The sequence below is a fragment of the Microbulbifer maximicatervae (SeqCode) genome, from assembly GCF_052467385.1.
This window is the reverse complement of sequence record NZ_CP174311.1, coordinates 4,426,773-4,449,624: the sequence shown is the minus strand read 5'-3', so window position 1 is coordinate 4,449,624 and position 22,852 is coordinate 4,426,773. Positions and strand designations below refer to the sequence as shown.

Here is a 22,852-nt window from a genome sequence, read left to right as displayed (position 1 = left end):
GCTGACAAAATGGCACGTTATATTGGACCAAAATGTAAACTGTCCCGTCGTGAAGGGACTGACCTGCAGCTGAAGAGTGGTGTTCGTCCGCACGACTCCAAGTGTCGCGCAGAATCCAAACCCGGTCAGCACGGCGCTGGTCGCGGTCGTCTGTCCGACTACGGTATTCAGCTGCGTGAAAAGCAAAAAGTTCGTCGTATCTACGGCGTACTGGAAAAGCAGTTCCGTAACTACTATAAGGAAGCAGCACGTCTGAAGGGCGCTACAGGTGAAAACCTGCTGCAACTTCTCGAGCAGCGTCTGGACAACGTGGTTTACCGCATGGGCTTCGGCTCAACTCGCTCTGAAGCGCGTCAGCTGGTTTCCCACAAAGCGATTCTTGTAAACGGCACTACCGTTAACATCCCTTCTTTCCAGGTTAAAGAAGGCGACGTTATCGCTGTACGTGAGAAAGCCAAGAAGCAGCTGCGTATCCAGAATTCCGTTTCCCTCGCTGCCCAGCGTGGCGATGTCGAGTGGGTAGACGTAAACGCGAGCAAACTGGAAGGCACTTTCAAGCGCACTCCGGATCGTGTCGATCTGCCGGCAGAGATCAACGAAAACCTTATCGTGGAACTGTACTCCAAGTAACAATAAGTCCACTTTAAGGAATGCAACTGTAAACAGGTATGGCTATGCAGACTGCTGTCAACGAGTTTTTGACACCGCGTCGTATTGACGTCACCGAGTACAATCCGAATCACGCCAAAGTGATTTTGGAGCCCCTGGAGCGTGGCTTTGGCCACACTCTTGGCAATGCGCTGCGTCGCATCCTGCTGTCCTCCATGCCGGGCTGCGCCGTCACCGAGGTGGAAATCGAAGGTGTCGAGCACGAGTACAGCGCGATCGAAGGTGTGCAGGAAGATGTAATTGAAATCCTGCTCAACCTGAAAGAAATCGCCGTTGTTATGCACGGTAAGGATCAGGCGGTATTGAGCCTGAGCAAAAAGGGCCCAGGTGCGGTGACTGCTGGAGATATCCAGGTAGATCACGACATCGAGATCGTTAATCCTGAGCACGTGATCGCCAATATTACTGGTGATGTCGAGCTCAACCTGCGTCTCACTGTAGCGCGCGGTCGCGGCTACCAGCCCGCCGATGCTCGTCGTGGCGAGGAAGAGGAAAGCCGTGCAATTGGCCGTCTGCAGCTGGATGCTTCATACAGCCCAGTGCGTCGCGTTTCCTACAGCGTGGAAAGCGCGCGTGTAGAACAGCGCACTGACCTGGATAAGCTGGTTCTGGATCTGGAGACCAACGGTACCCTGGACCCGGAAGAGGCTATTCGTCGCGCCGCCACTATTCTGCAGCAACAGCTCGCAGTATTTGTGGACCTGGAAGGCGAGAAGGATGCACAGCCGAAGGCTGAAGAGCCTGAAGTTGATCCGGTACTACTGCGCCCGGTAGACGACCTGGAGTTGACTGTACGTTCGGCGAACTGTCTGAAGGCAGAGAATATTTACTACATCGGTGATCTGATTCAGCGCACTGAAGTAGAACTGCTGAAGACGCCGAATCTTGGTAAGAAGTCTCTGACTGAAATCAAGGACGTACTGGCTTCCCGTGGTTTGTCCCTGGGTATGCGCCTGGAAAACTGGCCGCCGGCCAGCCTGAAAGGCGACAGCAAGTTAAGCCCCCTGTAAGCATTTGGTAGTCGCGACGGTGTCGTGATTAGTAGAAAGAACCCGAGCGGTGCTACAGCTTAGCGCGACACCGCTCCAGAACGACCTGCTGTGACAGCAACTTAGGTCGTAAGGAATTGAGTCATGCGTCATCGCTATAGTGGCCGTAAATTCAGCCGCACGAGCGCTCACCGCAAGGCCATGTTCAAGAACATGAGCGCCTCTCTGGTGGAGCACGAACTGATCAAAACCACACTGGCCAAAGCCAAAGAACTGCGCCGCGTTGCCGAGCCGCTGATCACTCTGGCTAAGAAAGACAGTGTTGCTAACCGCCGTCTGGCTTTCGCTCGTATCCGTGATAAGGATGCTGTGCGCAAGCTGTTCGACGAGCTGGGTCCTCGTTACGAAGCCCGTCCTGGTGGTTACATCCGTATCATGAAGTGTGGTTTCCGCGCTGGTGATAAGGCGCCGATGGCATACGTTGAGCTGGTAGACCGTCCTCAAGTAGAAGACGAAGCTGCTGAAGCTTAAGCGTTATTAGCCATAGCGCTACGGAAGGCCGGTCTTTGACCGGCCTTTTTTTTGCCATAAGGAGATTTTTGTATGTCTTTTGAGCAACTGTTAAAGAGTTTGAATCCCGAGATTGTGGGCAGCTTAAAGCGGGCCATTGAACTTGGAAAATGGCCTAATGGTGTTGCGCTATCCCCTGAGCAACGCAGCCTCTGCGCAGAAGCGGTTTCCAATTGGGAGTCCGCAAACCTTCCGCGGGAGCAACAGGTAGGCTATGTGGCGCCGAAGACCAAGGATGAGCCCTGTGTAGGAAAAAAAGACGATGAGCAAGCTGTTAACTGGGTTGGCTAGCTAATCAGTCTGTAAGATATTGGCACTTTATTCATTGGTGAGGGCGTTATTTTCTTTCATGCTCTCCCAATTCTCTGCTTAGATAGTTACCGACAGACAAATACATAATTTCTAATTTGCTCGGTAACTAATTATGAAAAAGCTGATTTTGCTTGCCGGAGCAGTAACGCTCGCCGTTGTAGGGGTTGATCACTACGATATTGATGTGCGCTCAAGTGTGGCCAAGGTGCGCCAGATGATAGAGCCACTAAAAGATGATAGTGAGTTAGTAAAGAATATTTCTGACAGCATACCCTGGTCCCAGCTGGAACATGCGGAGGTCGAAGAGTTATTAAATCATCCTCGGGTTCAGGCTTATCTGGACCGTGAGAATGTTAAGCAGGCGCTTAAGGACTACTTTGCAGGCCTGGGCAATCTCTCTGGTGAAGAGGCTTGGGATGCAATTGAAAAAGTAGAGCGGGAATCGCGTATTACAGGCTATGAAGCGCTTTCAATGAAGTTGGCCTGGCTGGAAAAAAATAGCCTTAACCAGGCAGAGTTCACCCAAAGAGCTGAAGAGCTATTTAATATTTATCGGGATAAAGCGCAAACGGTGATCAGGGATTACGACCCTCATGTCGAGGTTCCGGGCTTTTCCACCTATAAGGATCTTGAGCGCTCGATCGTTGAGGAAGTTCAGCAGATGACGTCCTTTCCCGATGGTATGAGTAGACATGAATACTTACGTAAACGCCTTCAGGACGCCCGTGAGGCGGTATATGGCAGTTAGGCTTTCTATCATTCAGCGCTGCCAGCTAGTTACCGGCAGCGCTGGGGGCATTTTAATTACATAAACAAGCCGATCAGATCATAGAACCAGTTACTATTGTCCTCATAATCTGAAACCTCATCGGTTTCGTATGCCCGAATCATTCCTCCACCGTTATGATTGACGATGTTGTCGAGGAAATCTTTTAATTCAAGCCCGTGCTCGGCAATCTCACCATAGTTTAAATCGATAATGGTTGTGCAGTGGCTCTCGTTCAAGTTGCGGAACATCGGGAAGTAATAGCCCCAGTTACTAGTTTGATCCAGCAGTGGAATCAAATTTTCATGGGTATCTTTCTGCCAGCGCTGTCGCAATTTATTTAAACGGGAGTCTGCATCGGGATCATTATAAATATCCTCATAAAATCTCTCGTAGGAGTACGATGAAAAATTCCCGTCAGCAAGAAAGTGCGTAATACCCAATCGATCTGAGGGGAATTTATTGGAAAGCGCAGCATAAAGTGAGGCTAGCTGATTGGCTTCGAATCCCGGTGTTATGGCTTTTAACATAGTGATGGGGTTTTCCGAGCTTTCATCGCTATCGGCGGTATAGGTAGTCCAAGAGCGCAGCACTTCTTTATGTAGCGGTAATGAGGGATATTGGGTGCTGTCACTCCCGTCTAAAGGTGCCTGATAGAGAGGGCCTGAATCATCGAGGAGATAGCCATAATCGACATTCATATCCTCGCGCAATTTTGAATAATTAAACAGGGCACCAATACTGCCCGCACTACAACCCGCAGCGAGCATCTGCTTCGGTTTTTGCAAATTATTTTTCACCCAGGAAGTAACTGCCTGAACGTTGCGTAATCCATTGTGGTGCCAGATAAGGTCGGGGTTCTCGCCAGTAGTGTCCTCGTATATTTCAGTTTTATCGCCTACGTAGATATCCCCAGTGCAGTATGGCACGTAAACCATATTCCACTCGCCAGTTTTATACTGGTCGTAGGGATGATGTGTATAAATCAAAGGGGATACGCCAGCGGTAGTAAGATTCTCGAAATTTGTAAAATCTAACAAATGCACATTGCTTAGGTAATCATCGGGAATGCCATTGGGGTTGCGAGCCCCGCGAATACCAGCTTGTCCTGAGCAGCTTTCATAGTCCCAGCATGCCCCACCACCCTCGAAATAGAAAATGGTGTTACTGGTATCTGGAACACGGTGAACAAAGAACTTATAGGGTGATCCATTCCCACACATGGCACCTGTACTGGTAGGTACATCAATTTTTTGCCAGGTGTTGTAGTCGCCAGGATCAAAATCATCATTAAAACTGGGATCATCCATAGTTAGTGGATACATCCCTTCAGCTTGCTGCGAGGTGACTGGCGCATCGGCATTGGGTGGATCAAACAAATGCTTTAGGGTAGTCCAGAAGTTGTAATCACCCGGTTCTGCATTTGCATGACCTGTGATAAGTAGAGAACTCGCTAAGAGTATTGAAATAAAACCGCGGAGAATTTTTATCATTATTAATCCCCTTAAGGTATTGTGTGTTTTCTCTTTGGAATGTGCTTTGTTGATCCTGAAATAATTGTTTGGAGATTTATTTGCTCCCTATAGATAATCAACTTGCACGCTAGTCCAAATCGCTGTTTGGGTAAAACCCAATGAGGTTAGTTAATAATGATGTTTTGGTCTAGAAAGATATGAGGGGAAACTTGCCGGTCACAGAATTTCTGTAATATTTTTTCTTTTTTTGTCCAAAAATATTCCATTTAAATTTTTAATAAAATTATTTTGTCTATTTTGGCGTAATTTTTATTCTCTACTTTATGCTGTTATTTTTGAGTATTAAATAGTTCTGTATCTGATAATGTTTATGCTTGCATTAAAGGGATAGTGCCTCCCTGTGATTAAGATTCAGGCTCTGTTGGAGTTTTTTAATTAGGTCTTGTTTCTTTTTGAAAATTTCACGCGATTCTTCAATACTTATTTCTTGAAATGTGATTTTGTTTTTTGGGGCTAGCTGACCCAGGCGATGAAGTTCCGATTTTATAATATGGCCTATTCGGGGGTACCCGCCAATAGTCTGTCCCTCAATAAAGGAAATAATAGGATTGGCATCGGGTGGTACTTGAATGCTGCCGGGATAGAGTCCTGCTGATGATAGTTGTGTCTTTCCGTTTGTAATTTTATGAATTGTAGAATTGTTTTTAGTGGATAGACGAATGCCCATACGATTGCTTTGGGTAGAAACCAGATAGGTTGAGCCGTAAAAGTGTTCAATAAATTTCTTGGAAAATAAATTGCTCTCTGGTCCAGCCACTAGTCGTAGCTTTGAATTATGTGAGTAGTGAAGGTGAAACCTTTTATTTAGTACAGATTCTTTTGCGGTGTGGACTTCTTTAAAGTGGATGACTTCGTTAGATGTGATCGGTTTGCCACTATTTGCGCCAAATTTACTTATAACGTGAGTTGCAGAGCTACCTAAGATATTGGGTGCGTCTATCTTGGCAGAAATCGCAAGGTAGGTTCTTGCACCGGAAATAGCTTGAGCTATATCCAAAATATCACCAGGCTTAACCCTATAGGTTCGGAAATTATCAATTGACTCGTTATTTAAGGAACCTCTGAATTGGCCTCCGGCTATAGCGATAGTGAGATTGCAGAGGAATTCGATTCTAGGACCGAGCAGGGTGATCTCAAAGGTTGGGTGCCCTAACGGGTTTCCTAATAACAGGTTGGCTATTTTCATCGATAGTGGGTCGGCAGCACCTCCCCATGGAATTCCACAGTGCATCATGCCTGGACGACCCAGGTCCTGAATACTTGTCTGTAGCCCTGCTCGAAGAAAGTGAATACCCATAGACCCTCCTTTTTAGGGTGAACTACTTTTAGTACTCTGCGAGAGTATATGAAATTGCTGAGAATCTATTGCATAAAACTCAATTTCATCTAAAGGTGCAGCGATAAATGGGGAGGGTTCCGCAGGTTGAAAAAGACTAAGGGGTGTCTGGCCAATAATTTGCCATCCCCCCGGTGTAGCTTGTGGGTAGATGCCTGTTTGTTCTCCACCTATCCCGACAGCGCCTGCGGGAATTCTGGTTCGGGGAGTTTCTTTTCTGGGGCAATATAGCTTTGGGTCAAGTCCGCCAAGGTATAAGAAGCCTGGAGTAAAGCCCAACATATGCACTAAGTAACGTTGTGCGGTATGTCGTTTGATGATTTCCTGTGACGATAATTTGGTATGTTCTGATAATGCCTCAAGGTCTGGAGAAAAGCCTTCTTCGTAGCATACGGGAATACGCACTATACGTGGTCTACTGGTGAAGGGGGCAGGGTTGTTTAGAAAGTCCTCGGTAGTTTTAGTGAGTAATTGGTATAAGGTTTTGTGATCCCATAGGGAAGGATTGAAAATAACAGTTAAGCACTGGTATGCAGGAATGATATCAATGATACCTGGATGCACTTCATTTAATAGAGCCGCTCTCAAACCGATAATTGTCCGGCTAAGAGCTTTGCATGGTTTGCCGGAAAAGCGGATATCTACTGCACAATCTCCGTTAATGGTAATAGCTAGTGGTATATGGGGGGCAGGGTGTGTCACCGAGCTATACTCACGCCGTTTGCATTGAGATGTTGATTAAGTTGTCTGGCGATAATGGGCGCTTGGGGATTATCGCCGTGGAGGCAGATGGTATCCACAGAGAATTGCAATTTTTCACCAAGATAATCGTTAAATTCTAAGCCCTTTGCCAAGCAGATAGCCTGCTGTAAGCACTGTTCTGTCTCAGCAATAACAGCACCCGCCATTGAGCGTGGAGCTAGTTGGTTATTGCTGAGGTACTGCCTATCCATAAATCCTTCGCGAATAAATGTTTTATTTTGTTTGGCAGCAGCGAACTGCATGGCAGCGTTGGCTAACCCAATAATTTTCAGTGAAGGATATTCTTTGTCGAGTAGGGTAATAATACTTTTAGCGAGTTCTCTGTTTGACTCTGTATCATTGTAGAGAGCGCCGTGTAGTTTAATATGGTCTAAAGTTGCTCCTAGGCTACGCGCGATATTTTCTAGTTGGTTTACTTGTGCGCAAAGAGAATCGAGTAATTTATTTTGAGGAATAACTAGAGATTTGCGGCCAAAATTTTCCCTGTCGGGGTAGCTGGGGTGCGCGCCGATTTTTAAACTATTTTTTAGGGCGTTTTCGATTGATCTACCCATGATCTCGGGAGTGCCAGCGTGACCGCCGCAAGCTATATTGCAACGGGAAATAAACGGCATGATTTGGGCGTCCCTGTCACAGCTGTGTAAATCAGCACCTTCACCCAGATCGCAGTTGATATCAATGTTCACTGTGGCATCCTGCCTGTATATATTTTGAATGGGTTTTAACGCTAAGAATCTGCCTATTAAAGTAGTTAATTGTCAGGGCACTGATTTACTTCCATAGAGATTTTCTTTGAATTTGATTCATAGCAATTCCCCAGTGGGGAGCAGAAGCAGGCGGAAATTGAAAGGTTCCATCTTTCTTGATTAATTTTTTCCCATAGTTCAGAAGTTGCAGTGCCACGACTTAAAGAATAGAAAGGGTACTCCGACTGTGAGGGAATGATAACTTCATTTATTTCTGAAGAGCTTTGAAAGCCTTCGTCAAGGGGTGGGTGGTGATTATTATAGTTTCTATTAAATTTATTTTTCATCATTTTATGCTCTTCCTGACAGCAGGCGCGCAAAAAATCATGGGTGCTTGAGTATTCTACATTTTTATATTTAAAGCTAACGGATTTTAGGATGGCAGGGCCGGCCCCAGCATTGCGAAAGCCAAATGTAATTTTGCTTTGATTGCTCTCCTCGTCATAGTTGCCATGGCTGAACTGAATAACAGGCATTGTCATTATTTTGACTTGTTGATTGGCAGCTCTGGCTTGTAAATAGGTGGCATAGAAGGATGCCAGAGAAATCATAATTGCACTTACTGCGATCACTGAGTTTAAGCGGTCGCGATTGAATAACTTCATATCTTGTCGCACCTACCTACTAGTTATTTTTAAGTGAATTGAGCTAGAAAGGATGCCGGTCTATAGATTGGCATCCTTTCCTATTCAATTAGTTCAGCATGGTTTTTAGAAAGCGCCCGGTATGGGAAATGTCCATTTCTGCAACATCCTCAGGTGTCCCCGTGGCAATAATTTGCCCGCCGCCAGAGCCACCCTCCGGGCCCAGGTCTACAATCCAGTCTGCAGTTTTGATCACGTCCAGATTGTGTTCGATCACTACGATGGTATTGCCGTGATCGCGCAGGCGATGGAGAACATCCAGCAGTAATTGGATATCGGCAAAGTGCAGGCCGGTAGTCGGTTCGTCGAGGATGTACAGGGTTTGCCCAGTGTCTCGTTTGGATAGCTCGCGGGAGAGTTTTACCCGTTGGGCTTCACCACCTGAGAGAGTGGTGGCAGCCTGGCCTAGCTTGATATATGAGAGGCCGACATCCATTAGGGTTTGCAACTTCTTCGCGATTGCGGGCACAGGGTCAAAGAATTCCCGTGCATCTTCCACGGTCATTTCCAATACTTCGTGGATATTCTTGCCCTTGTAGTGTACCTCCAGGGTCTCGCGGTTGTAGCGCTTGCCGTGACAGGTATCACAGGGTACATAGACATCCGGCAAAAAGTGCATTTCTACCTTAATCACCCCGTCGCCCTGGCAGGCTTCACAGCGCCCACCCTTGACGTTAAAGCTGAAGCGTCCAGGTTTATAGCCCCGTGAGCGGGCTTCCTGGGTGCCAGCAAACAAGTCGCGAATTGGGGTAAAAATACCGGTATAGGTTGCCGGGTTTGAGCGAGGAGTGCGCCCGATAGGACTCTGATCAATATCCACGCATTTGTCGAAGTGCTCCAGACCGTGCACCTCTTTATAGGGAGAGGCCTTAAGGGTTGTTGCTTTGTTAAGTGCAGTGGCGGCAAGTGGATAGAGGGTTGTATTAATCAGGGTGGACTTACCAGAGCCGGATACACCGGTTACACAGGTAAATAATCCTACTGGGATCTCCAGATCGACGTCCTGTAAATTATTTCCACTGGCCCCTTCGAGGCGCAACAAATAGTCCGGGTCGGGTACGTAGCGTTCTTCCGGTACGGCAATTTTCTTTTTGCCGGAGAGGTACTGACCGGTTAGGGATTTCTTGCATTTGGTAATTTTATCGGCGGTACCCGCTGCCACGACTTCTCCACCATGGACTCCGGCACCGGGGCCAATATCGACGATAAAGTCGGCACTGCGAATGGCATCCTCATCGTGCTCCACCACAATAACCGTGTTGCCGATATCGCGCAGGTGGGTAAGGGTGTTGAGCAGGCGCTCGTTGTCCCGCTGGTGTAGGCCGATAGAGGGCTCGTCGAGAATATACATTACGCCCACGAGGCCGGCGCCGATCTGGCTGGCGAGGCGAATGCGCTGTGCTTCGCCGCCGGAGAGGGTTTCTGCACTGCGGTTTAGGGTTAGGTAATTCAGGCCGACATCGACGAGGAAGCGGAATCGATCGCGAAGCTCTTTGAGAATCTTATCGGCAATCTCTTTCTGGGCGCCTTTAAAAGCCAGCTCATGGTCGAAATACTCGAACGCATCGCCTACAGGCAGCTCAGTAATTTGCGCCAGGGTGCGGTTATCTACAAAGACATGACGGGCCTCGCGGCGCAGGCGGGTACCGTGGCACTCTGGGCATTTTTGTGTACTCAGATACTTGGCTAACTCCTCCCGTACCGATTGGGACTCGGTATCCCGATAGCGGCGTTGGAAATTGGGGATAATGCCCTCGAAGGTGTGCTGGCGCACGGTGACATCGCCGCGATCATTGACGTAGCTGAAGTCTATCTCTTCGTCGCCACTGCCCTGCAGGATAACCTTGCGGTGGGCTTTGCGTAATTTTTTCCAGGGCTTACCCAGATCGAAACCGTAGTGCTCGGCGAGGGAGTCGAGCATGTGGTAATAGTAAATGTTGCGTCTGTCCCAACCGCGAATGGCGCCCTCGGAAATACTGCTTTCCGAATCGATAATTACCTTGTCTTCATCGAAGAACTGTTTGACGCCCAGGCCGTCACAGCTGGGGCAGGCACCTGCGGGGTTGTTGAAGGAGAACAGGCGCGGTTCCAGCTCATCCAGTGAGTAATCACAGACGGGGCAGGCGTGGCGGGCAGAGAAGAGGCGATCTTCCTGGTCTCCATCCATAAAACTGATGGAGGCGATACCGTCGGTGAGATTCAGGGCAGTTTCGAAGGATTCCGCCAAACGCAGTTGCAGGTCCTCACGCACCTTAAAGCGGTCTACCACCACCTCAATGGTGTGCTTGCGGCGCTTATCCAGCTTGGGGGTGTCGTCCAGGTCGCAGATAACCCCGTCGATCCGTGCCCGCACAAACCCGTCCCGGCGCAGTTGTTCAAACACGTGCTGGTGCTCACCTTTTCGATCGCGAACTACCGGCGCCAGCAACATAATTTTGCTGCCTTCCGGTAAAGCCAGTACCTGATCCACCATCTGGCTGATCGTCTGGGCTTGCAGGGGTTCGTCGTGCTCGGGGCAGCGGGGTTCTCCAACCCGGGCAAACAGCAGCCGCAGGTAGTCATAGATCTCTGTGATGGTGCCCACAGTGGAGCGGGGGTTGTGAGAGGTGGACTTCTGCTCGATTGAAATAGCCGGTGATAGCCCCTCGACGGTATCCACATCCGGCTTTTCCATCATCGACAGGAATTGACGGGCGTAGGTGGAGAGTGATTCCACGTAGCGGCGCTGCCCCTCTGCGTAGAGGGTGTCAAAGGCCAGGGAAGATTTGCCGGAACCTGACAGGCCGGTGATAACGATCAGTTTATCGCGGGGAATGTCCAGATCGATATTCTTCAGGTTGTGGGTGCGAGCACCCCTTACATAAATCGTGTCCACGCTCTACCTATATGCTGCTAATACTGGGCCGGGCCTCGGACTTGCTCCGCGCGGGGCGATCACAACTGCGGTGCCGGAAAAACAGTCAAGTATAAACTCGCCACCTGATGTGCGAAAATTGTCTTTCGCAATACCCGACATTCAGGCAGATAGCATTCGATGATTCCTGTGATTCTCTGTGGTGGCACTGGCTCGCGCCTGTGGCCACTCTCTCGCGAGGCCTACCCTAAACAGTTCTTACCCCTTATCGGTGGTGAAACGATGTTACAGGCAACCGTAAGGCGCCTGGAGGGCATTGAGCCATTACAGGCGCCGATCCTGGTATGCAATGAAGAGCATCGTTTTGCCGCTGCCGAGCAATTGCAGGAAACCGGCCACGGTGCCCAGTCCATTTTGCTGGAGCCCTGCGCGCGGAATACTGCACCGGCTATTGCCCTGGCTGCCCTGGCAGCACTGGAGTCAGGAGCTGACCCTTTGCTGCTGGTATTACCGGCAGACCACGCCGTTTCCGACGAGGCAAATTTTCAGGAGTCTGTAGAGTCGGCCCGAGCCCTGGCTGAGCAGGGGCATCTGGTCACCTTTGGTATTGTGCCGACCCGGGCGGAGACCGGCTACGGCTACATTCGGCGCGGGGATAAATTGGCGGAAACTGCTTGGAAAGTGGCGGAGTTCGTCGAAAAGCCGGACACTGAAACCGCTGAATCTTACCTGGCATCCGGGGATTACTCCTGGAACAGTGGCATGTTCCTGTTCCGCGCCTCCCGCTATCTGGAGGAGTTAGAGCGGTACCGTGCAGATATTCTCGCAGCTTGCCGCAGTGCCTATCAGAGTGCTGCTAGGGACCTGGATTTTACCCGGGTGGATAGAGAGGCTTTTGCAGCCTGCGCGGATGAGTCTGTGGATTATGCAGTAATGGAGCCGACTGAATCCGCGGCAGTTGTACCTATGGATGCGGGTTGGAGCGATGTGGGCTCCTGGCAGGGGCTGTGGGAGTTGGCAAAACGCGATGCCAATGACAATTTGCTCCAGGGTGATGTGTTGCTAGAAGACTCCCAGCGCTGCCTGGTGCGTGGTGAGAGCCGCTTGGTCAGCCTTCTCGGTGTATCCGACCTGGTTGTTGTCGATACTGACGACGCGCTTCTGATCGCAGACCGGCAGCGGGTCCAGGAAGTCAAAAAACTGGTCAGTAACCTCAAGAGCACTGGCCGCAGTGAGGCCCAAAGGCACCGCAAGGTATATAGGCCCTGGGGCTACTACGACTCGATTGATGCGGGTCCACGCTTTCAAGTGAAGCGTATTGTGGTGAAGCCGGGCCAGCAGCTATCCCTGCAGATGCATCACCACCGCGCTGAACACTGGGTTGTGGTGCAGGGAACTGCGAAGGTTACCCGGGGTGAAGAAGAGGTCCTGATCACCGAGAACCAATCGACTTATATCCCCCTGGGGGTGGTCCACCGTTTGGAGAACCCCGGTACGATTCCCTTGGAGCTGATTGAGGTGCAATCCGGCAGTTATCTTGGGGAGGATGACATTGTCCGCCTCGATGATGAGTACGGTCGTAACTAGTTGTGGATAAAAGTTGTGCTGTTTCCCCTACAGCCGGGAGGCGGCTCACTGTACAATGCGCGCCCTATTTGATGCTGTTCCGGGATTTGCATGAATTCCATTGAGCGCCGCGCCCTGGGTGGGCTGGCTTCCCTGTATGTCTTTCGTATGCTGGGCCTGTTTATGGTCTTGCCGGTTCTCACTGTGTACGGCGAGGGCTATCGCGATAGCACGCCGATGCTGCTGGGGCTGGCAATGGGTGCCTATGGCCTGAGTCAGGCGATACTCCAAATTCCTCTGGGGCTCCTGTCCGATCGCTGGGGGCGCAAGCCGGTTATCTATACCGGCCTTGCACTGTTTGCTCTGGGCAGTGTCATCGCTGCACTGACGGATTCGGTTTACGGCCTTATTGTGGGGCGGGTACTGCAGGGTTGTGGTGCCATTGCCGCGGCTGTGATGGCGCTGGTCGCCGACTTAACCCGCGATGAAAAGCGCGGTATTGCGATGGCGATTATCGGAGCGTCTATTGGCGTCGCATTTATGCTGGCGGTGATCCTGGGGCCGGCGCTGGCCGGTGTGGGCGGCTTGCCGGCAATTTTCTGGGTCACTGCTGGATTAGCACTGCTGGGTGGATTATTGGTTTGGCGCTTGGTGCCAACTCCGGAGGCGGCTAAGCGGCCGGCAGTTTATGGTAGTGGTTTTCGTACGGTAGTTAAAAGCGGTCTTGTTTGGCGCTTGGTCTCTGGGGCCTTTTTCTCCCACTTGTTGCTCACTGCATTGTTCGTCGCCCTGCCATTGGTGCTAGTCGATAGATTGGATTGGCCGGCGAGCGAGCACTGGAAATTGTATGGACCACTCATGCTCGGCACCTTCCTGCTGATGTTGCCAATGATGAGGGCGGCAGAGAAAAGTGATCGGGTGCCTTTTGCGCTTAATTTTGCTTGTTTAGCTTTGATCGGTGGCAGTGCGGCCTTGTTGTCTGTAAGCACCTGGATGCTGGTAGTCTTGCTGGCAGTGTTCTTCACCGGTTTCAACCTGCTTGAAGCCCTGCTGCCGGCGCAGCTAACCAGGAAGGCTCCGGCGGAAGCGAGGGGCGCAGCTACGGGGCTCTACGCGACTTTACAGTTCTTTGGCACCTTTGTCGGCGGTAGCCTGGGTGGCCTGCTGTTCGGTCTGGGGGGCGCTTCCGCAGTTGCTGCCCTGGGTTTGGCGGTGCTGCTGCTATGGATGTTGCTGTGGTGGGGTTTGCGCGAGAGAGCGTGAAGGTAGCGCTTACTAACACTGAGCCGCTATTGTATCCTACTGGATAAAAATACAATATTTACCGATGGTGCAATGCAGCACTGACGGTATTTCATAACACTTGATAGATTAATTGATTGTTTAAATAGTTTATTGCCCCGGGTGGAGCCCGGGTTGACGAGAGGAGAGGGCCATGGCCAGGGGTATTAATAAAGTAATTCTGATCGGTAATCTGGGGAATGACCCGGAAACCAAATATATGCCGAGTGGCGGTGCTGTTACCAACATCAGCCTGGCTACCAGTGAGAGCTGGAAAGACAAGCAGACTGGCCAGCAGCAGGAGCGCACTGAGTGGCATCGCGTAGTATTTTTTAACCGCCTGGCTGAGATCGCCGGTGAGTACCTGCGCAAGGGGGCCAAAGTTTATGTAGAGGGCTCTCTACGCACCCGTAAGTGGCAGGATAAGAATTCCGGCCAGGACCGCTACACCACTGAAATCGTTGCCAGCGAAATGCAGATGCTGGACGGTCGCGGTGAGCAGGGCGGCTTTGGTCAGGGTATGGGTGGCGCTGGAATGGGCGCAGCCGCAGGTGGTCAAATGGGTGGCGGCCAGCCGATGGGTGGTTCCGGCGGTTTTGACCAACAGGGCGGCGGTTTCCAGGGTGGCTACCAGCAGCAGGGCGGCCAGGAGGCATACGGGCAGGGGCGTACCGCTCCCTCACCGATGGCACCAGCTAACCAGCAGCCCCAGCAACAGCCGAACCAGGGTCCTGCCGGTGGTTTCGATAATAGCTTTGATGACGATATCCCGTTCTAAGAACTGGATTTACCAGTGTCTGAATTGAATACAGGTTATATGCCGGATACCGTCGCCATTATCACAGCAGGTAATGAGATTGATGGTGCGCTGCAAAAAAGACTGCAGCGCGCAGGCTTTCGCATACAGCAGTTGACCCCCGGGGAAATCGATCAATTGAGACCGGGCTCAATTGTGATTAATGCCTCCGCCTGTGCAGACAATCGAGGCATGCCGGAGTCACTGCTGGTGAGTAAGCGGCTTTGTGCTGCACCCTGTGAACATATTATTCATCTCTCATCCTACCAAGTTTTTTCTGGCGGTGAGCGCCGCCGCTATGACGAAGATGAGCCCGCAGAACCACAGTCCCCGAGTGGACGCGAATGGCTGGCCTGCGAAGATGCTTTTAATGGGCTGCAAAACCTGACGATTTTGCGTTTTGGTTGGATGGTGGATAGTGGTCAGGATGCCTTGTTAGGGCGTATTTTACGCAACTTTGTGTCTGGGGAGCCTTTAGCTCTGGATGGAAGGAACAGCGGCAACCCAGTAACAGTGGTGGATATGGCTCGTGTCGCAGTGGCGGTTGCCCAGCAGCTCGCTAGCGGGGCCAAGGCAGGAGGCTTTTATCACTACGGTAGTTCTGATAGCTGCACAGCGATGGAGTTTGCCCTGGAGGTGGTCGAGCGCGCCCAGGCTTTTTACGATGAAGAGCGCTTTGCGCAATTTACTTCATTAGGGGATGAGGCTGAGAAGCGGGATCGCAGCATAGTACTTTCATGTGGCAAGCTGCGGGATGTCTTTGGTGTTCAGCAGCGGAGCTGGAGACAGGGACTGACACGCCAGGTTGAGCTGTGGTTGGAGCGCTTGCACGCAACTCCTGAATAGTTTGGTTTCTGTTGTGCAGTCAATAAAAAGGGCGCCTCGCGGCGCCCTTTTTATTTCGATTAGATTTTATCGAATATCAGGCAAGCATTAGTTCCGCCAAAGCCAAAGCTATTGGACATAGCCCGTTTGACTTCTGTCTCACGCAGCTGGCGGACAAGGTCCATGCCTTCCGCAGCGGGGTCGAGGTTCTCTACATTAGCTGATGCAGCAATAAAGTTATTCTGCATCATCAGCAGGCTGTAAATGGCCTCCTGAACCCCTGCAGCTCCCAGAGAGTGGCCTGTCAGAGATTTGGTAGAGGCGAATGCCGGAACTGTATCCCCGAAGACTTCGCGCATGGCTTTCAATTCGGCGACATCGCCTACGGGTGTAGAGGTGCCGTGGGTGTTGATATAGTCCACGCTACCCTGCAGGCCTTTGCCGTCCATACCGGCCAGAGCCTGCTGCATACAGCGGGTGGCGCCTTCACCGCTTGGGGCAACCATATCGTAACCATCGGAAGTTGCGCCGTAACCGGTCAGCTCCGCATAGATGGTCGCACCGCGAGCCACGGCGTGTTCCATTTCTTCGAGCACCAGACAGCCACCACCACCGGCGATCACAAAGCCATCGCGATCGGCATCGTAGGGGCGTGATGCTTTTGTCGGAGTATCGTTATATTTGCTTGAGAGGGCACCCATAGCGTCAAACAAGTGAGTCAAACTCCAGGCAAGTTCCTCACCACCGCCAGCAAACACTACATCCTGCTTACCCATCTGGATAAGCTCAGCTCCGTTTCCTATACAGTGGGCACTGGTAGCGCAAGCGGAAGAAATACTGTAGTTCACCCCTTTGATTTTGAATGGAGTGGCTAAGCATGCGGAAACGGTGCTGTTCATTACCTGGGGCACGCGGTAGGCGCCTACACGGCGAACACCTTTTTCCTTCAGAGTATGTGCAGCGTCAATAATCTGCTGAGTGGATGTGCCGCCAGAGCCCATCACGATACCCGTGCGCGGATTAGATATCTGCTCCTCCTGCAGGCCCGACATCTCGATTGCCTCACGCATGGCAATGTACGCATAGGCTGCAGCGTCGCCCATAAAGCGAAGTTGCTTGCGATCGATATGCTCTTTGAAATCGATGTCCACAGGCCCAGCCACATGGCTGCGCAGGCCGAGCTCCTTATACTCTTCTTGGAAGCGGATGCCGCTTCGACCAGTTTTCAGTGACTCGGTGACTTCTTTAGTGTTGGTACCGATACAGGAAGTGATACCCATTCCGGTAATGACGACCCGACGCATAGTGATCTCCAGCATAGCTTGTCGGCAGAGGACTGATGGTTTCTACCGGTATTAGTCTTAAACGAGTTTAAAAATTGTCCGTACGGGTAAATAAGCCTACGCGAAGATCCTTTGCTGTGTAAATTTCTCTTCCATCCACAGAGACACTGCCGTCGCCAATACCCATAACAAGCCTGCGCTCAACAATCCGGCTCATCTGAATATGGTAAGTCACCTTCTTGCTGGTGGGGAGAATTTGGCCTGTAAATTTAACTTCACCACAGCCCAGTGCTCGACCGCGGCCGGGGTTGCCTTTCCAGGCCAGGAAATAACCCAATAATTGCCACATAGCATCCAGGCCGAGGCAGCCGGGCATTACGGGATCGCCGGGAAAATGGCAGTCGAAGAACCATAGGTTGGGGTGAATGTCGAGCTCAGCGATCAGCTCTCCCTTGCCGAAAGCACCACCTTCCTTGGATATATGGGTGATACGATCGAGCATCAACATATTGGGAGCCGGCAACTGGGCGTTGCCTGGGCCGAACATCTCGCCACGGGAGCAGGTCAGGAGCTCCTCTCTGGTATACTCACTTTTTTGTACAAAATTACTCATCATTTCCCCGTTAGTGGGTGGTTATGCAATTGAGATTGGACACTTTTGCAAGAGCGGGCATTCTAAGGGGTCTGTGTCGCTTGTCCAGTCGGTCAAGGTGGTTTTTGTGACTGGCGTGAGAATTGTCTTCACAAATACCCCCTATTTAGCGTATTAATTCCTCATCTTATTCGTATAGTTTTGGTGTTTATCCTCGGGGGAATTAACATTTTGGGCCAAGCTTAGCGTTATCGAGTGTAAGTGCTTGCACAGCGACGCTATGATAAGTTGCCAGCCCTGCGCGGGGGGCGCTGTTTTAAATTGATTGGGGGAGCAGAATGCTCAAGAAATGCCTATTTCCTGTTGCCGGTTATGGCACTCGTTTTCTTCCTGCCACTAAGGCGATGCCGAAAGAAATGTTGCCGCTGGTGAATAAGCCATTGGTTCAGTATGGCGTTGAAGAGGCTATAGAAGCGGGGCTGACCGAGATCGGTTTTGTCACAGGGCGAGGCAAGCGCGCAATTGAGGATCACTTTGATACTAACTTTGAGCTGGAACACCAGATCGCGGGTACCGGCAAAGAGCGTTACCTGGACTCAGTGCGTAAAGTGATCGATAGGGCGAGCTTTTCTTATACGCGTCAGGGCGAAATGAGAGGCCTGGGTGACGCTATTTTGCAAGGACATCGCCTGGTTGGCGATGAGCCATTTGCTGTCGTGTTGGCTGATGACCTGTGTCTAAATGAAGATATGGGCGTTTTGGGGCAAATGGTTCAGCTTTATAAGCAATTCCGCTGCAGTATTGTTGCGGTAGAGGAAGTGCCGAAGGAGCAGATCCATAAATTTGGTGTGATCGGTGGTAATGAAATTAAGCCTGGTCTGTATCAAGTCACTGACATGGTCGAGAAGCCAGCAGCGGAAGATGCCCCCAGTAATATGGCGATTATTGGTCGTTATATCCTGACACCGGATATCTTTGATCTGATCCGAGATACTCCTCCAGGCAAAAATGGTGAGGTTCAAATTACCGATGCACTGATGGCGCAAGCTCAGCAGGGCTGTGTATTAGCCTATGCCTTCAAAGGTCGCCGCTTTGACTGTGGTTCTGTAGAAGGCTTTATTGATGCTACTAACCACGTTTACGAAAATGTGTATTTGCCAGAGCAAGCTGCTGAGGAGAAAAGCAAGTGAGTGAGCTGACTTGCTTTAAGGCTTATGACCTTCGCGGCCGTGTACCCGATGAACTTAATACCGATATTGCATATCGAGTGGGGCGTGCCTTTGCCCAGTTCCTGAATGCTCGTCGAGTAGTTGTTGGGCATGATATTCGGCTTACCAGTGGCGAGCTGACAGATGCGCTGGTCAATGGATTGCGAGATGCGGGTGCCGATGTTTTCCATATCGGCGAGTGCGGTACAGAAGAGGTCTACTTTGCCAATTTCCACGGGGACTTTGACGGAGGTATTTGTGTTACTGCTAGTCACAATCCTATGGACTACAACGGCATGAAGTTTGTACGTGCAGGCAGTAGTCCAATCAGTGGTGATACCGGTCTACTGGATATTAAGCGCTTGGCAGAAGAAAACAACTTTGCTCCGGTTGAGCAAAGAGGCACTTTGCAGCGCTTTGAACACCGCGCTGATTTTGTGCAGCACTTATTGGGGTATATCGATAATACTGCATTGAAACCACTAAAATTGGTGGTTAATGCGGGTAATGGTGGTGCAGGGGCGGTTGTTGATGCGCTGGCTCCACACCTGCCGTTTGAGTTTGTGCGAGTTCACCACGAGCCCGACGGCAACTTTCCCAATGGTATTCCCAACCCAATTTTGCCAGAAAACCGCAATTCTACTGCCGAGGCAGTGCGGGCAAGTGGTGCTGATTTTGGTATAGCCTGGGATGGTGATTTTGATCGCTGCTTTTTCTTCGATGAAAGTGGTGATTTTATTGAAGGTTACTATGTTGTTGGCTTGCTGGCAGAAGCTTTCCTGGCAAAAAACAACGGTGCCAAAGTTGTTCATGATCCACGCCTGCTCTGGAATACCGAGGATATTGTCCGCGCTGCTGGTGGAGAGCCGGTACAGAGTAAAACCGGTCATGCCTTTATTAAAGAGCGCATGCGCAAGGAAGATGCCATTTATGGCGGTGAAATGAGTGCGCACCATTATTTCCGGGATTTTGCCTACTGCGATAGCGGTATGATTCCATGGTTATTGGTTGCTGAGTTGGTAAGTCGCAGTGGTAAATCGCTGTCACAGCTTGTTGGTGAGCGCATGGCTGCTTTCCCCTGTTCGGGAGAGATTAACTCTAAGGTTCAGGATGCTGCAGCACTGTTAAAGGCGGCAGAGGAAAAGTATGGACCTGCAGCTGACAGCGTTGAGCACGTGGATGGGTTGAGTATCGCTTACCCCGAGTGGCGTTTTAATTTGCGTATGTCAAATACTGAACCGGTTGTTCGCTTGAATGTTGAATCCCGGGGAAGTGAGGAATTAATGCGGGAGAAAACAGAGGAGCTGCTTCAGCTTATCGGTTAATACTCGTTTTTTATTATTAAAAAGCCCCGCAACTGCGGGGCTTTTTGGTTTGGGGGTACTCAAAGTTATTTATCTGGTTTTATGGAAGAAATTATAAGAGTCGGGTGACAGCTTGGATGGGGCCTTTGGGAGTCTTTACGTGTTGAGCGAAGATTTGCCACTGGTTCTTAACCCGTACTCCAATAATATAGGCGTAGTCGGAGTAGAGATGATGGTGGGGCCTTAGGGTTGAGCGCCCAAGGGATTTTGTGACGTTACCTAAAAACCTGAATTTTCCCCGATTGATAATTTCATTGTGTGTGGCCTTGCCATTGAGTCCCTGCTTTTTCCTTGGGCGAACATGAGCAACGGCCGGCATATTCGCATTGCGCCCGCCAATACAGAAACAGCAGTCACTGAGTTGCCCGGTAATCATAATGTCGGCACCGCTGCGCATTTGGTAGGGCTCAAGGCGATCTAGGGCAAGGTCTTCACCCCAATCGATCATGCGAATATGGTGGACCTTGATTGTTTGTGGATCTTCGATAAAGACCCCTTGGCGGTGGAAAGCAAAAATTTCATTGGGGCTATCAATACCAGGTGCGCCCATGCCCATGGTGTAGGTCCCGAATTGATAATCCATGACTCCAGTATCTTTTGTACCGGTAATTCTCACCAGGTTATTTTTTAAGAACATTTCCGGGTAATTTCTAAGCTGATAAAGCGCAGTAGAGCTTCTCATGTGCTGATCTCTCTATACCAATTATATTTTTCTCGTTATTTTTGCTCCTGAGGAATTGGTGTTGGCGCTTGAAATAACAAGAGGAACAATCGTACCCAATGTTGAAGGGGCTGAGGAAAATAGATACGAATAAATCTTGGAGTCCGGTCAGGGTTGGTAGCTGTTCGAGGGGGTGGGAACTGCGTTGCTTCGCATTGTGCTTAAGGTAGCGGCGCTGCTGCCCGTGCTATCGATATAGCCCGAGCAGCATTTACTTCTAGACGTTTCTCTCTATAGCAAAACTCGCCAATTGTTGCAGGGCGGTTTTTTGTTCGCTCTCGGGCATAAAGGCCAATTGCTTTTTGGCGTCTTCTACAGCGGCCCGGGCACGATCCATGGTGTAGTCCAGAGCACCGCAGGCTTCAATGGCCTCTACTATTTCACTGAGCTTTTCCGCACTGCGCTGTTCAATTGCAGTTTTTACCAGCAGTGCCTGGTCCTTGCTGCCGTTGGCCATGGTGTAGATCAAGGGCAGGGTCGGCTTGCCCTCCGCCAGGTCATCCCCAACATTTTTACCCAGTTCTTCCGAATTACCGCGATAATCGAGAGCGTCATCAACCAGCTGGAAGGCGAGTCCCAGGTGTTGGCCGTAGAGTTTCAGTGCAGTTTGTTCTTCACTTGAGCAGTTGGCTAATACGGCCGCAGTTTCACAGGCGGCTTCAAACAGTGCGCCGGTCTTTTTGTGGATAACGGTGAAGTAATTCTCTTCGCTTACTGCGGGATCACCGGCGTTGACCAGCTGCTGTACTTCACCCTCTGCGATGGTGTTGGTGGTCTCTGAGAGTATTGCCATGATGCTCATGTCTTCCAGAGCAACCATCATTTGGAAGGCGCGGGAATAGAGGAAATCTCCCACGAGTACGCTGGGCGCATTGCCCCACTTGGCATTGGCGGTAAGGCGGCCGCGGCGCATGTCAGAGGTGTCTACAACATCGTCGTGCAGTAAGGTAGCAGTGTGAATAAACTCGATAATTGTGGCGAGATCGATATGGTTCTCACCCCGATAGCCGCAAGCTTTGGCACAAAGCAGTACCAGTAGTGGGCGCAGGCGCTTGCCCCCGGCTTCGACCAGGTAGTGACCTATATTTTCCACCAGGGGAACGTCCGAGTGCAGTTGATCGAGAATGCGCTGGTTAACCGCAGCAAAGTCTTCGGCGGCGACCCGGTGAAAAGGCAGCATGTGAGAGTTCCTTATACGACTAGACAGAGGCCTCCCGGGGGCCGGAAGGCGAAGGGGCGCTATTGTATCAACCCGGCGAATTGATTAGAATCTGCGCCCCGCCAATTGCGGGCTCTTTGCGGCTATTGGGTCGTCTGCGGGCCTTTTGGCGAATAGATGTTAAACACACGGCGCAAGCTCCCGAAATGCGGAGCAGTGACTTACTGGTCCTCCCGCTGCTTCGTGTCGTCCTTACCGGAGCATAGAAATATGTACGCTGTTTTTGAGAGCGGTGGCAAGCAACACCGTGTAGAGGAAGGCGAAGTACTTCGCCTGGAGAAGCTGGAAGTAGCAACTGGCGAATCCATCGATTTTGATAAAGTGTTCATGGTTGTCGATGGCGACAAGATCAACATTGGCGCTCCCATTGTAGATGGCGCTAAAGTAACTGCTGAAGTGGTAAGCCACGGCCGCGGCGAGAAGGTGAAGATCATCAAGTTCCGTCGTCGTAAGCACTCCATGAAGCGCCAGGGCCACCGTCAGTGGTACACCGAAGTTAAAATCACTGGCATCAAGGCATAAGAGAGGAGTAACGACTCATGGCACATAAGAAAGCTGGCGGTAGTACGCGAAATGGTCGCGATTCCGAGAGTAAACGCCTGGGCGTGAAGCGCTTTGGCGGCCAGTCTGTAGCAGCAGGCAACATCATCGTTCGTCAGCGTGGCACCAAGTTCCACGCCGGTGTTAACGTTGGTATGGGCAAAGACCACACCCTGTTCGCCACTGCGGACGGCGTTGTGAAGTTTGAAGTTAAGGGCCCCAACAACCGCAAGTTCGTTTCTATCGAAACTGCTTAAGCGGCCATTAGCCCAAG

At 50.8% G+C, this 22,852-nt stretch carries 23 protein-coding genes; 13 read left to right on the top strand and 10 right to left on the bottom strand.

Annotated elements, in window-relative coordinates; genetic code table 11:
* Positions 1-9: 9 nt before the first annotated feature.
* The 5 genes from rpsD (at position 10) to ACJJIR_RS18970 (ending at position 3,288) form a co-directional block, all read left to right on the top strand.
* The gene (gene rpsD / locus ACJJIR_RS18990; RefSeq protein ID WP_108731669.1) at positions 10-630 is read left to right on the top strand and encodes a 30S ribosomal protein S4; all 621 of its coding nucleotides are present in this window, start codon (positions 10-12) and stop codon (positions 628-630) included.
* Positions 631-674: 44 nt separating this feature from the next.
* Positions 675-1,679: a DNA-directed RNA polymerase subunit alpha gene (locus tag ACJJIR_RS18985; protein WP_282934387.1), complete on the top strand. Its 1,005-nt coding sequence runs from the start codon at positions 675-677 to the stop codon at positions 1,677-1,679.
* 123 nt (positions 1,680-1,802) lie between these two features.
* Positions 1,803-2,189: a 50S ribosomal protein L17 gene (rplQ, locus tag ACJJIR_RS18980; RefSeq protein WP_108731671.1), complete on the top strand. Its 387-nt coding sequence runs from the start codon at positions 1,803-1,805 to the stop codon at positions 2,187-2,189.
* A gap of 72 nt (positions 2,190-2,261) precedes the next feature.
* Positions 2,262-2,519 carry a YeaC family protein gene (locus ACJJIR_RS18975; protein ID WP_413664284.1) on the top strand — a complete coding sequence of 86 codons (258 nt, stop codon included), beginning with the start codon at positions 2,262-2,264 and terminating at the stop codon, positions 2,517-2,519.
* 133 nt (positions 2,520-2,652) lie between these two features.
* Positions 2,653-3,288, top strand: coding sequence for a hypothetical protein (locus ACJJIR_RS18970; RefSeq protein ID WP_444906485.1), 636 nt, complete (start codon positions 2,653-2,655; stop codon positions 3,286-3,288).
* Positions 3,289-3,344: 56 nt separating this feature from the next.
* On the opposite strand, the gene ACJJIR_RS18965 is transcribed toward ACJJIR_RS18970, so the two are convergent.
* The 6 genes from ACJJIR_RS18965 to uvrA all read right to left on the bottom strand — a co-directional run bounded on the left by ACJJIR_RS18965 (position 3,345) and on the right by uvrA (position 11,204).
* Positions 3,345-4,799, bottom strand: a complete 1,455-nt coding sequence (locus tag ACJJIR_RS18965; RefSeq protein ID WP_444895280.1) for a pectin acetylesterase-family hydrolase — start codon at positions 4,797-4,799, stop codon at positions 3,345-3,347.
* Positions 4,800-5,160: 361 nt separating this feature from the next.
* Complete coding sequence (locus ACJJIR_RS18960) at positions 5,161-6,138, bottom strand: 5-oxoprolinase subunit C family protein (RefSeq protein ID WP_444895279.1); 978 nt, start codon at positions 6,136-6,138, stop codon at positions 5,161-5,163.
* 12 nt (positions 6,139-6,150) lie between these two features.
* The gene (gene pxpB / locus ACJJIR_RS18955) at positions 6,151-6,879 is read right to left on the bottom strand and encodes a 5-oxoprolinase subunit PxpB (RefSeq protein WP_282934382.1); all 729 of its coding nucleotides are present in this window, start codon (positions 6,877-6,879) and stop codon (positions 6,151-6,153) included.
* Positions 6,876-7,625, bottom strand: a complete 750-nt coding sequence (pxpA, locus tag ACJJIR_RS18950) for a 5-oxoprolinase subunit PxpA (RefSeq protein WP_282934381.1) — start codon at positions 7,623-7,625, stop codon at positions 6,876-6,878. The genes pxpB and pxpA overlap by 4 nt, the downstream gene beginning before the upstream one ends.
* Before the next feature lie 65 nt (positions 7,626-7,690).
* The gene (locus ACJJIR_RS18945) at positions 7,691-8,290 is read right to left on the bottom strand and encodes a hypothetical protein (RefSeq protein WP_282934380.1); all 600 of its coding nucleotides are present in this window, start codon (positions 8,288-8,290) and stop codon (positions 7,691-7,693) included.
* 88 nt (positions 8,291-8,378) lie between these two features.
* The gene (gene uvrA, locus ACJJIR_RS18940) at positions 8,379-11,204 is read right to left on the bottom strand and encodes an excinuclease ABC subunit UvrA (protein WP_444906484.1); all 2,826 of its coding nucleotides are present in this window, start codon (positions 11,202-11,204) and stop codon (positions 8,379-8,381) included.
* 159 nt (positions 11,205-11,363) lie between these two features.
* On the opposite strand from uvrA, the gene ACJJIR_RS18935 reads away from it, so the two are divergent.
* From ACJJIR_RS18935 to ACJJIR_RS18920, 4 genes are all read left to right on the top strand, one after another.
* On the top strand, positions 11,364-12,770 hold the full coding sequence (locus tag ACJJIR_RS18935; RefSeq protein ID WP_444906483.1) for a mannose-1-phosphate guanylyltransferase/mannose-6-phosphate isomerase: 1,407 nt from the start codon (positions 11,364-11,366) through the stop codon (positions 12,768-12,770).
* A 90-nt stretch (positions 12,771-12,860) separates the two neighbouring features.
* Positions 12,861-14,012 (top strand): MFS transporter, encoded by a 1,152-nt coding sequence (locus ACJJIR_RS18930; protein ID WP_444906482.1) that lies wholly within the window; start codon positions 12,861-12,863, stop codon positions 14,010-14,012.
* A gap of 172 nt (positions 14,013-14,184) precedes the next feature.
* Complete coding sequence (gene ssb / locus ACJJIR_RS18925) at positions 14,185-14,808, top strand: single-stranded DNA-binding protein (protein ID WP_444906480.1); 624 nt, start codon at positions 14,185-14,187, stop codon at positions 14,806-14,808.
* A gap of 15 nt (positions 14,809-14,823) precedes the next feature.
* On the top strand, positions 14,824-15,672 hold the full coding sequence (locus ACJJIR_RS18920; RefSeq protein WP_444906479.1) for a sugar nucleotide-binding protein: 849 nt from the start codon (positions 14,824-14,826) through the stop codon (positions 15,670-15,672).
* Between the two features lie 59 nt (positions 15,673-15,731).
* Here ACJJIR_RS18920 and fabB read toward each other — a convergent pair whose 3' ends face one another.
* Both fabB and fabA read right to left on the bottom strand, forming a co-directional pair.
* The gene (gene fabB / locus ACJJIR_RS18915; protein WP_413664294.1) at positions 15,732-16,955 is read right to left on the bottom strand and encodes a beta-ketoacyl-ACP synthase I; all 1,224 of its coding nucleotides are present in this window, start codon (positions 16,953-16,955) and stop codon (positions 15,732-15,734) included.
* Positions 16,956-17,022: 67 nt separating this feature from the next.
* The gene (gene fabA / locus ACJJIR_RS18910) at positions 17,023-17,547 is read right to left on the bottom strand and encodes a 3-hydroxyacyl-[acyl-carrier-protein] dehydratase FabA (RefSeq protein ID WP_444906478.1); all 525 of its coding nucleotides are present in this window, start codon (positions 17,545-17,547) and stop codon (positions 17,023-17,025) included.
* Positions 17,548-17,864: 317 nt separating this feature from the next.
* Here fabA and galU point away from each other — a divergent pair, with 317 nt between their 5' ends.
* Together galU and ACJJIR_RS18900 are read left to right on the top strand one after the other, a co-directional pair.
* Positions 17,865-18,716 (top strand): UTP--glucose-1-phosphate uridylyltransferase GalU, encoded by an 852-nt coding sequence (gene galU / locus ACJJIR_RS18905; RefSeq protein ID WP_413664295.1) that lies wholly within the window; start codon positions 17,865-17,867, stop codon positions 18,714-18,716.
* Positions 18,713-20,059, top strand: coding sequence for a phosphohexomutase domain-containing protein (locus tag ACJJIR_RS18900; protein ID WP_444906477.1), 1,347 nt, complete (start codon positions 18,713-18,715; stop codon positions 20,057-20,059). The genes galU and ACJJIR_RS18900 overlap by 4 nt, the downstream gene beginning before the upstream one ends.
* A 91-nt stretch (positions 20,060-20,150) precedes the next feature.
* Here ACJJIR_RS18900 and ACJJIR_RS18895 read toward each other — a convergent pair whose 3' ends face one another.
* Positions 20,151-20,780 (bottom strand): hypothetical protein, encoded by a 630-nt coding sequence (locus ACJJIR_RS18895; RefSeq protein ID WP_444906476.1) that lies wholly within the window; start codon positions 20,778-20,780, stop codon positions 20,151-20,153.
* A 256-nt stretch (positions 20,781-21,036) separates the two neighbouring features.
* A complete protein-coding gene (locus tag ACJJIR_RS18890; RefSeq protein ID WP_444906475.1) occupies positions 21,037-21,999 on the bottom strand; it encodes a polyprenyl synthetase family protein in 963 nt (320 codons plus the stop codon).
* Between the two features lie 249 nt (positions 22,000-22,248).
* Between ACJJIR_RS18890 and rplU the strand changes: the two genes are divergently transcribed.
* Positions 22,249-22,560: a 50S ribosomal protein L21 gene (rplU, locus tag ACJJIR_RS18885; protein ID WP_413664299.1), complete on the top strand. Its 312-nt coding sequence runs from the start codon at positions 22,249-22,251 to the stop codon at positions 22,558-22,560.
* A gap of 17 nt (positions 22,561-22,577) precedes the next feature.
* Positions 22,578-22,835, top strand: a complete 258-nt coding sequence (gene rpmA, locus ACJJIR_RS18880; protein WP_073277572.1) for a 50S ribosomal protein L27 — start codon at positions 22,578-22,580, stop codon at positions 22,833-22,835.
* The last annotated feature ends 17 nt before the right edge of the window (positions 22,836-22,852 follow it).

Coding starts and splice junctions, on each gene's coding strand:
- rpsD (WP_108731669.1), top strand. CDS start 10: ATGGCACGTTATATTGGACCAAAATGTAAACTGTCCCGTCGTGAAGGG.
- ACJJIR_RS18985 (WP_282934387.1), top strand. CDS start 675: ATGCAGACTGCTGTCAACGAGTTTTTGACACCGCGTCGTATTGACGTC.
- rplQ (WP_108731671.1), top strand. CDS start 1,803: ATGCGTCATCGCTATAGTGGCCGTAAATTCAGCCGCACGAGCGCTCAC.
- ACJJIR_RS18975 (WP_413664284.1), top strand. CDS start 2,262: ATGTCTTTTGAGCAACTGTTAAAGAGTTTGAATCCCGAGATTGTGGGC.
- ACJJIR_RS18970 (WP_444906485.1), top strand. CDS start 2,653: ATGAAAAAGCTGATTTTGCTTGCCGGAGCAGTAACGCTCGCCGTTGTA.
- ACJJIR_RS18965 (WP_444895280.1), bottom strand. CDS start 4,799: ATGATAAAAATTCTCCGCGGTTTTATTTCAATACTCTTAGCGAGTTCT.
- ACJJIR_RS18960 (WP_444895279.1), bottom strand. CDS start 6,138: ATGGGTATTCACTTTCTTCGAGCAGGGCTACAGACAAGTATTCAGGAC.
- ACJJIR_RS18945 (WP_282934380.1), bottom strand. CDS start 8,290: ATGAAGTTATTCAATCGCGACCGCTTAAACTCAGTGATCGCAGTAAGT.
- ACJJIR_RS18935 (WP_444906483.1), top strand. CDS start 11,364: ATGATTCCTGTGATTCTCTGTGGTGGCACTGGCTCGCGCCTGTGGCCA.
- ACJJIR_RS18930 (WP_444906482.1), top strand. CDS start 12,861: ATGAATTCCATTGAGCGCCGCGCCCTGGGTGGGCTGGCTTCCCTGTAT.
- ssb (WP_444906480.1), top strand. CDS start 14,185: ATGGCCAGGGGTATTAATAAAGTAATTCTGATCGGTAATCTGGGGAAT.
- fabB (WP_413664294.1), bottom strand. CDS start 16,955: ATGCGTCGGGTCGTCATTACCGGAATGGGTATCACTTCCTGTATCGGT.
- fabA (WP_444906478.1), bottom strand. CDS start 17,547: ATGAGTAATTTTGTACAAAAAAGTGAGTATACCAGAGAGGAGCTCCTG.
- galU (WP_413664295.1), top strand. CDS start 17,865: ATGCTCAAGAAATGCCTATTTCCTGTTGCCGGTTATGGCACTCGTTTT.
- ACJJIR_RS18895 (WP_444906476.1), bottom strand. CDS start 20,780: ATGAGAAGCTCTACTGCGCTTTATCAGCTTAGAAATTACCCGGAAATG.
- ACJJIR_RS18890 (WP_444906475.1), bottom strand. CDS start 21,999: ATGCTGCCTTTTCACCGGGTCGCCGCCGAAGACTTTGCTGCGGTTAAC.
- rplU (WP_413664299.1), top strand. CDS start 22,249: ATGTACGCTGTTTTTGAGAGCGGTGGCAAGCAACACCGTGTAGAGGAA.
- rpmA (WP_073277572.1), top strand. CDS start 22,578: ATGGCACATAAGAAAGCTGGCGGTAGTACGCGAAATGGTCGCGATTCC.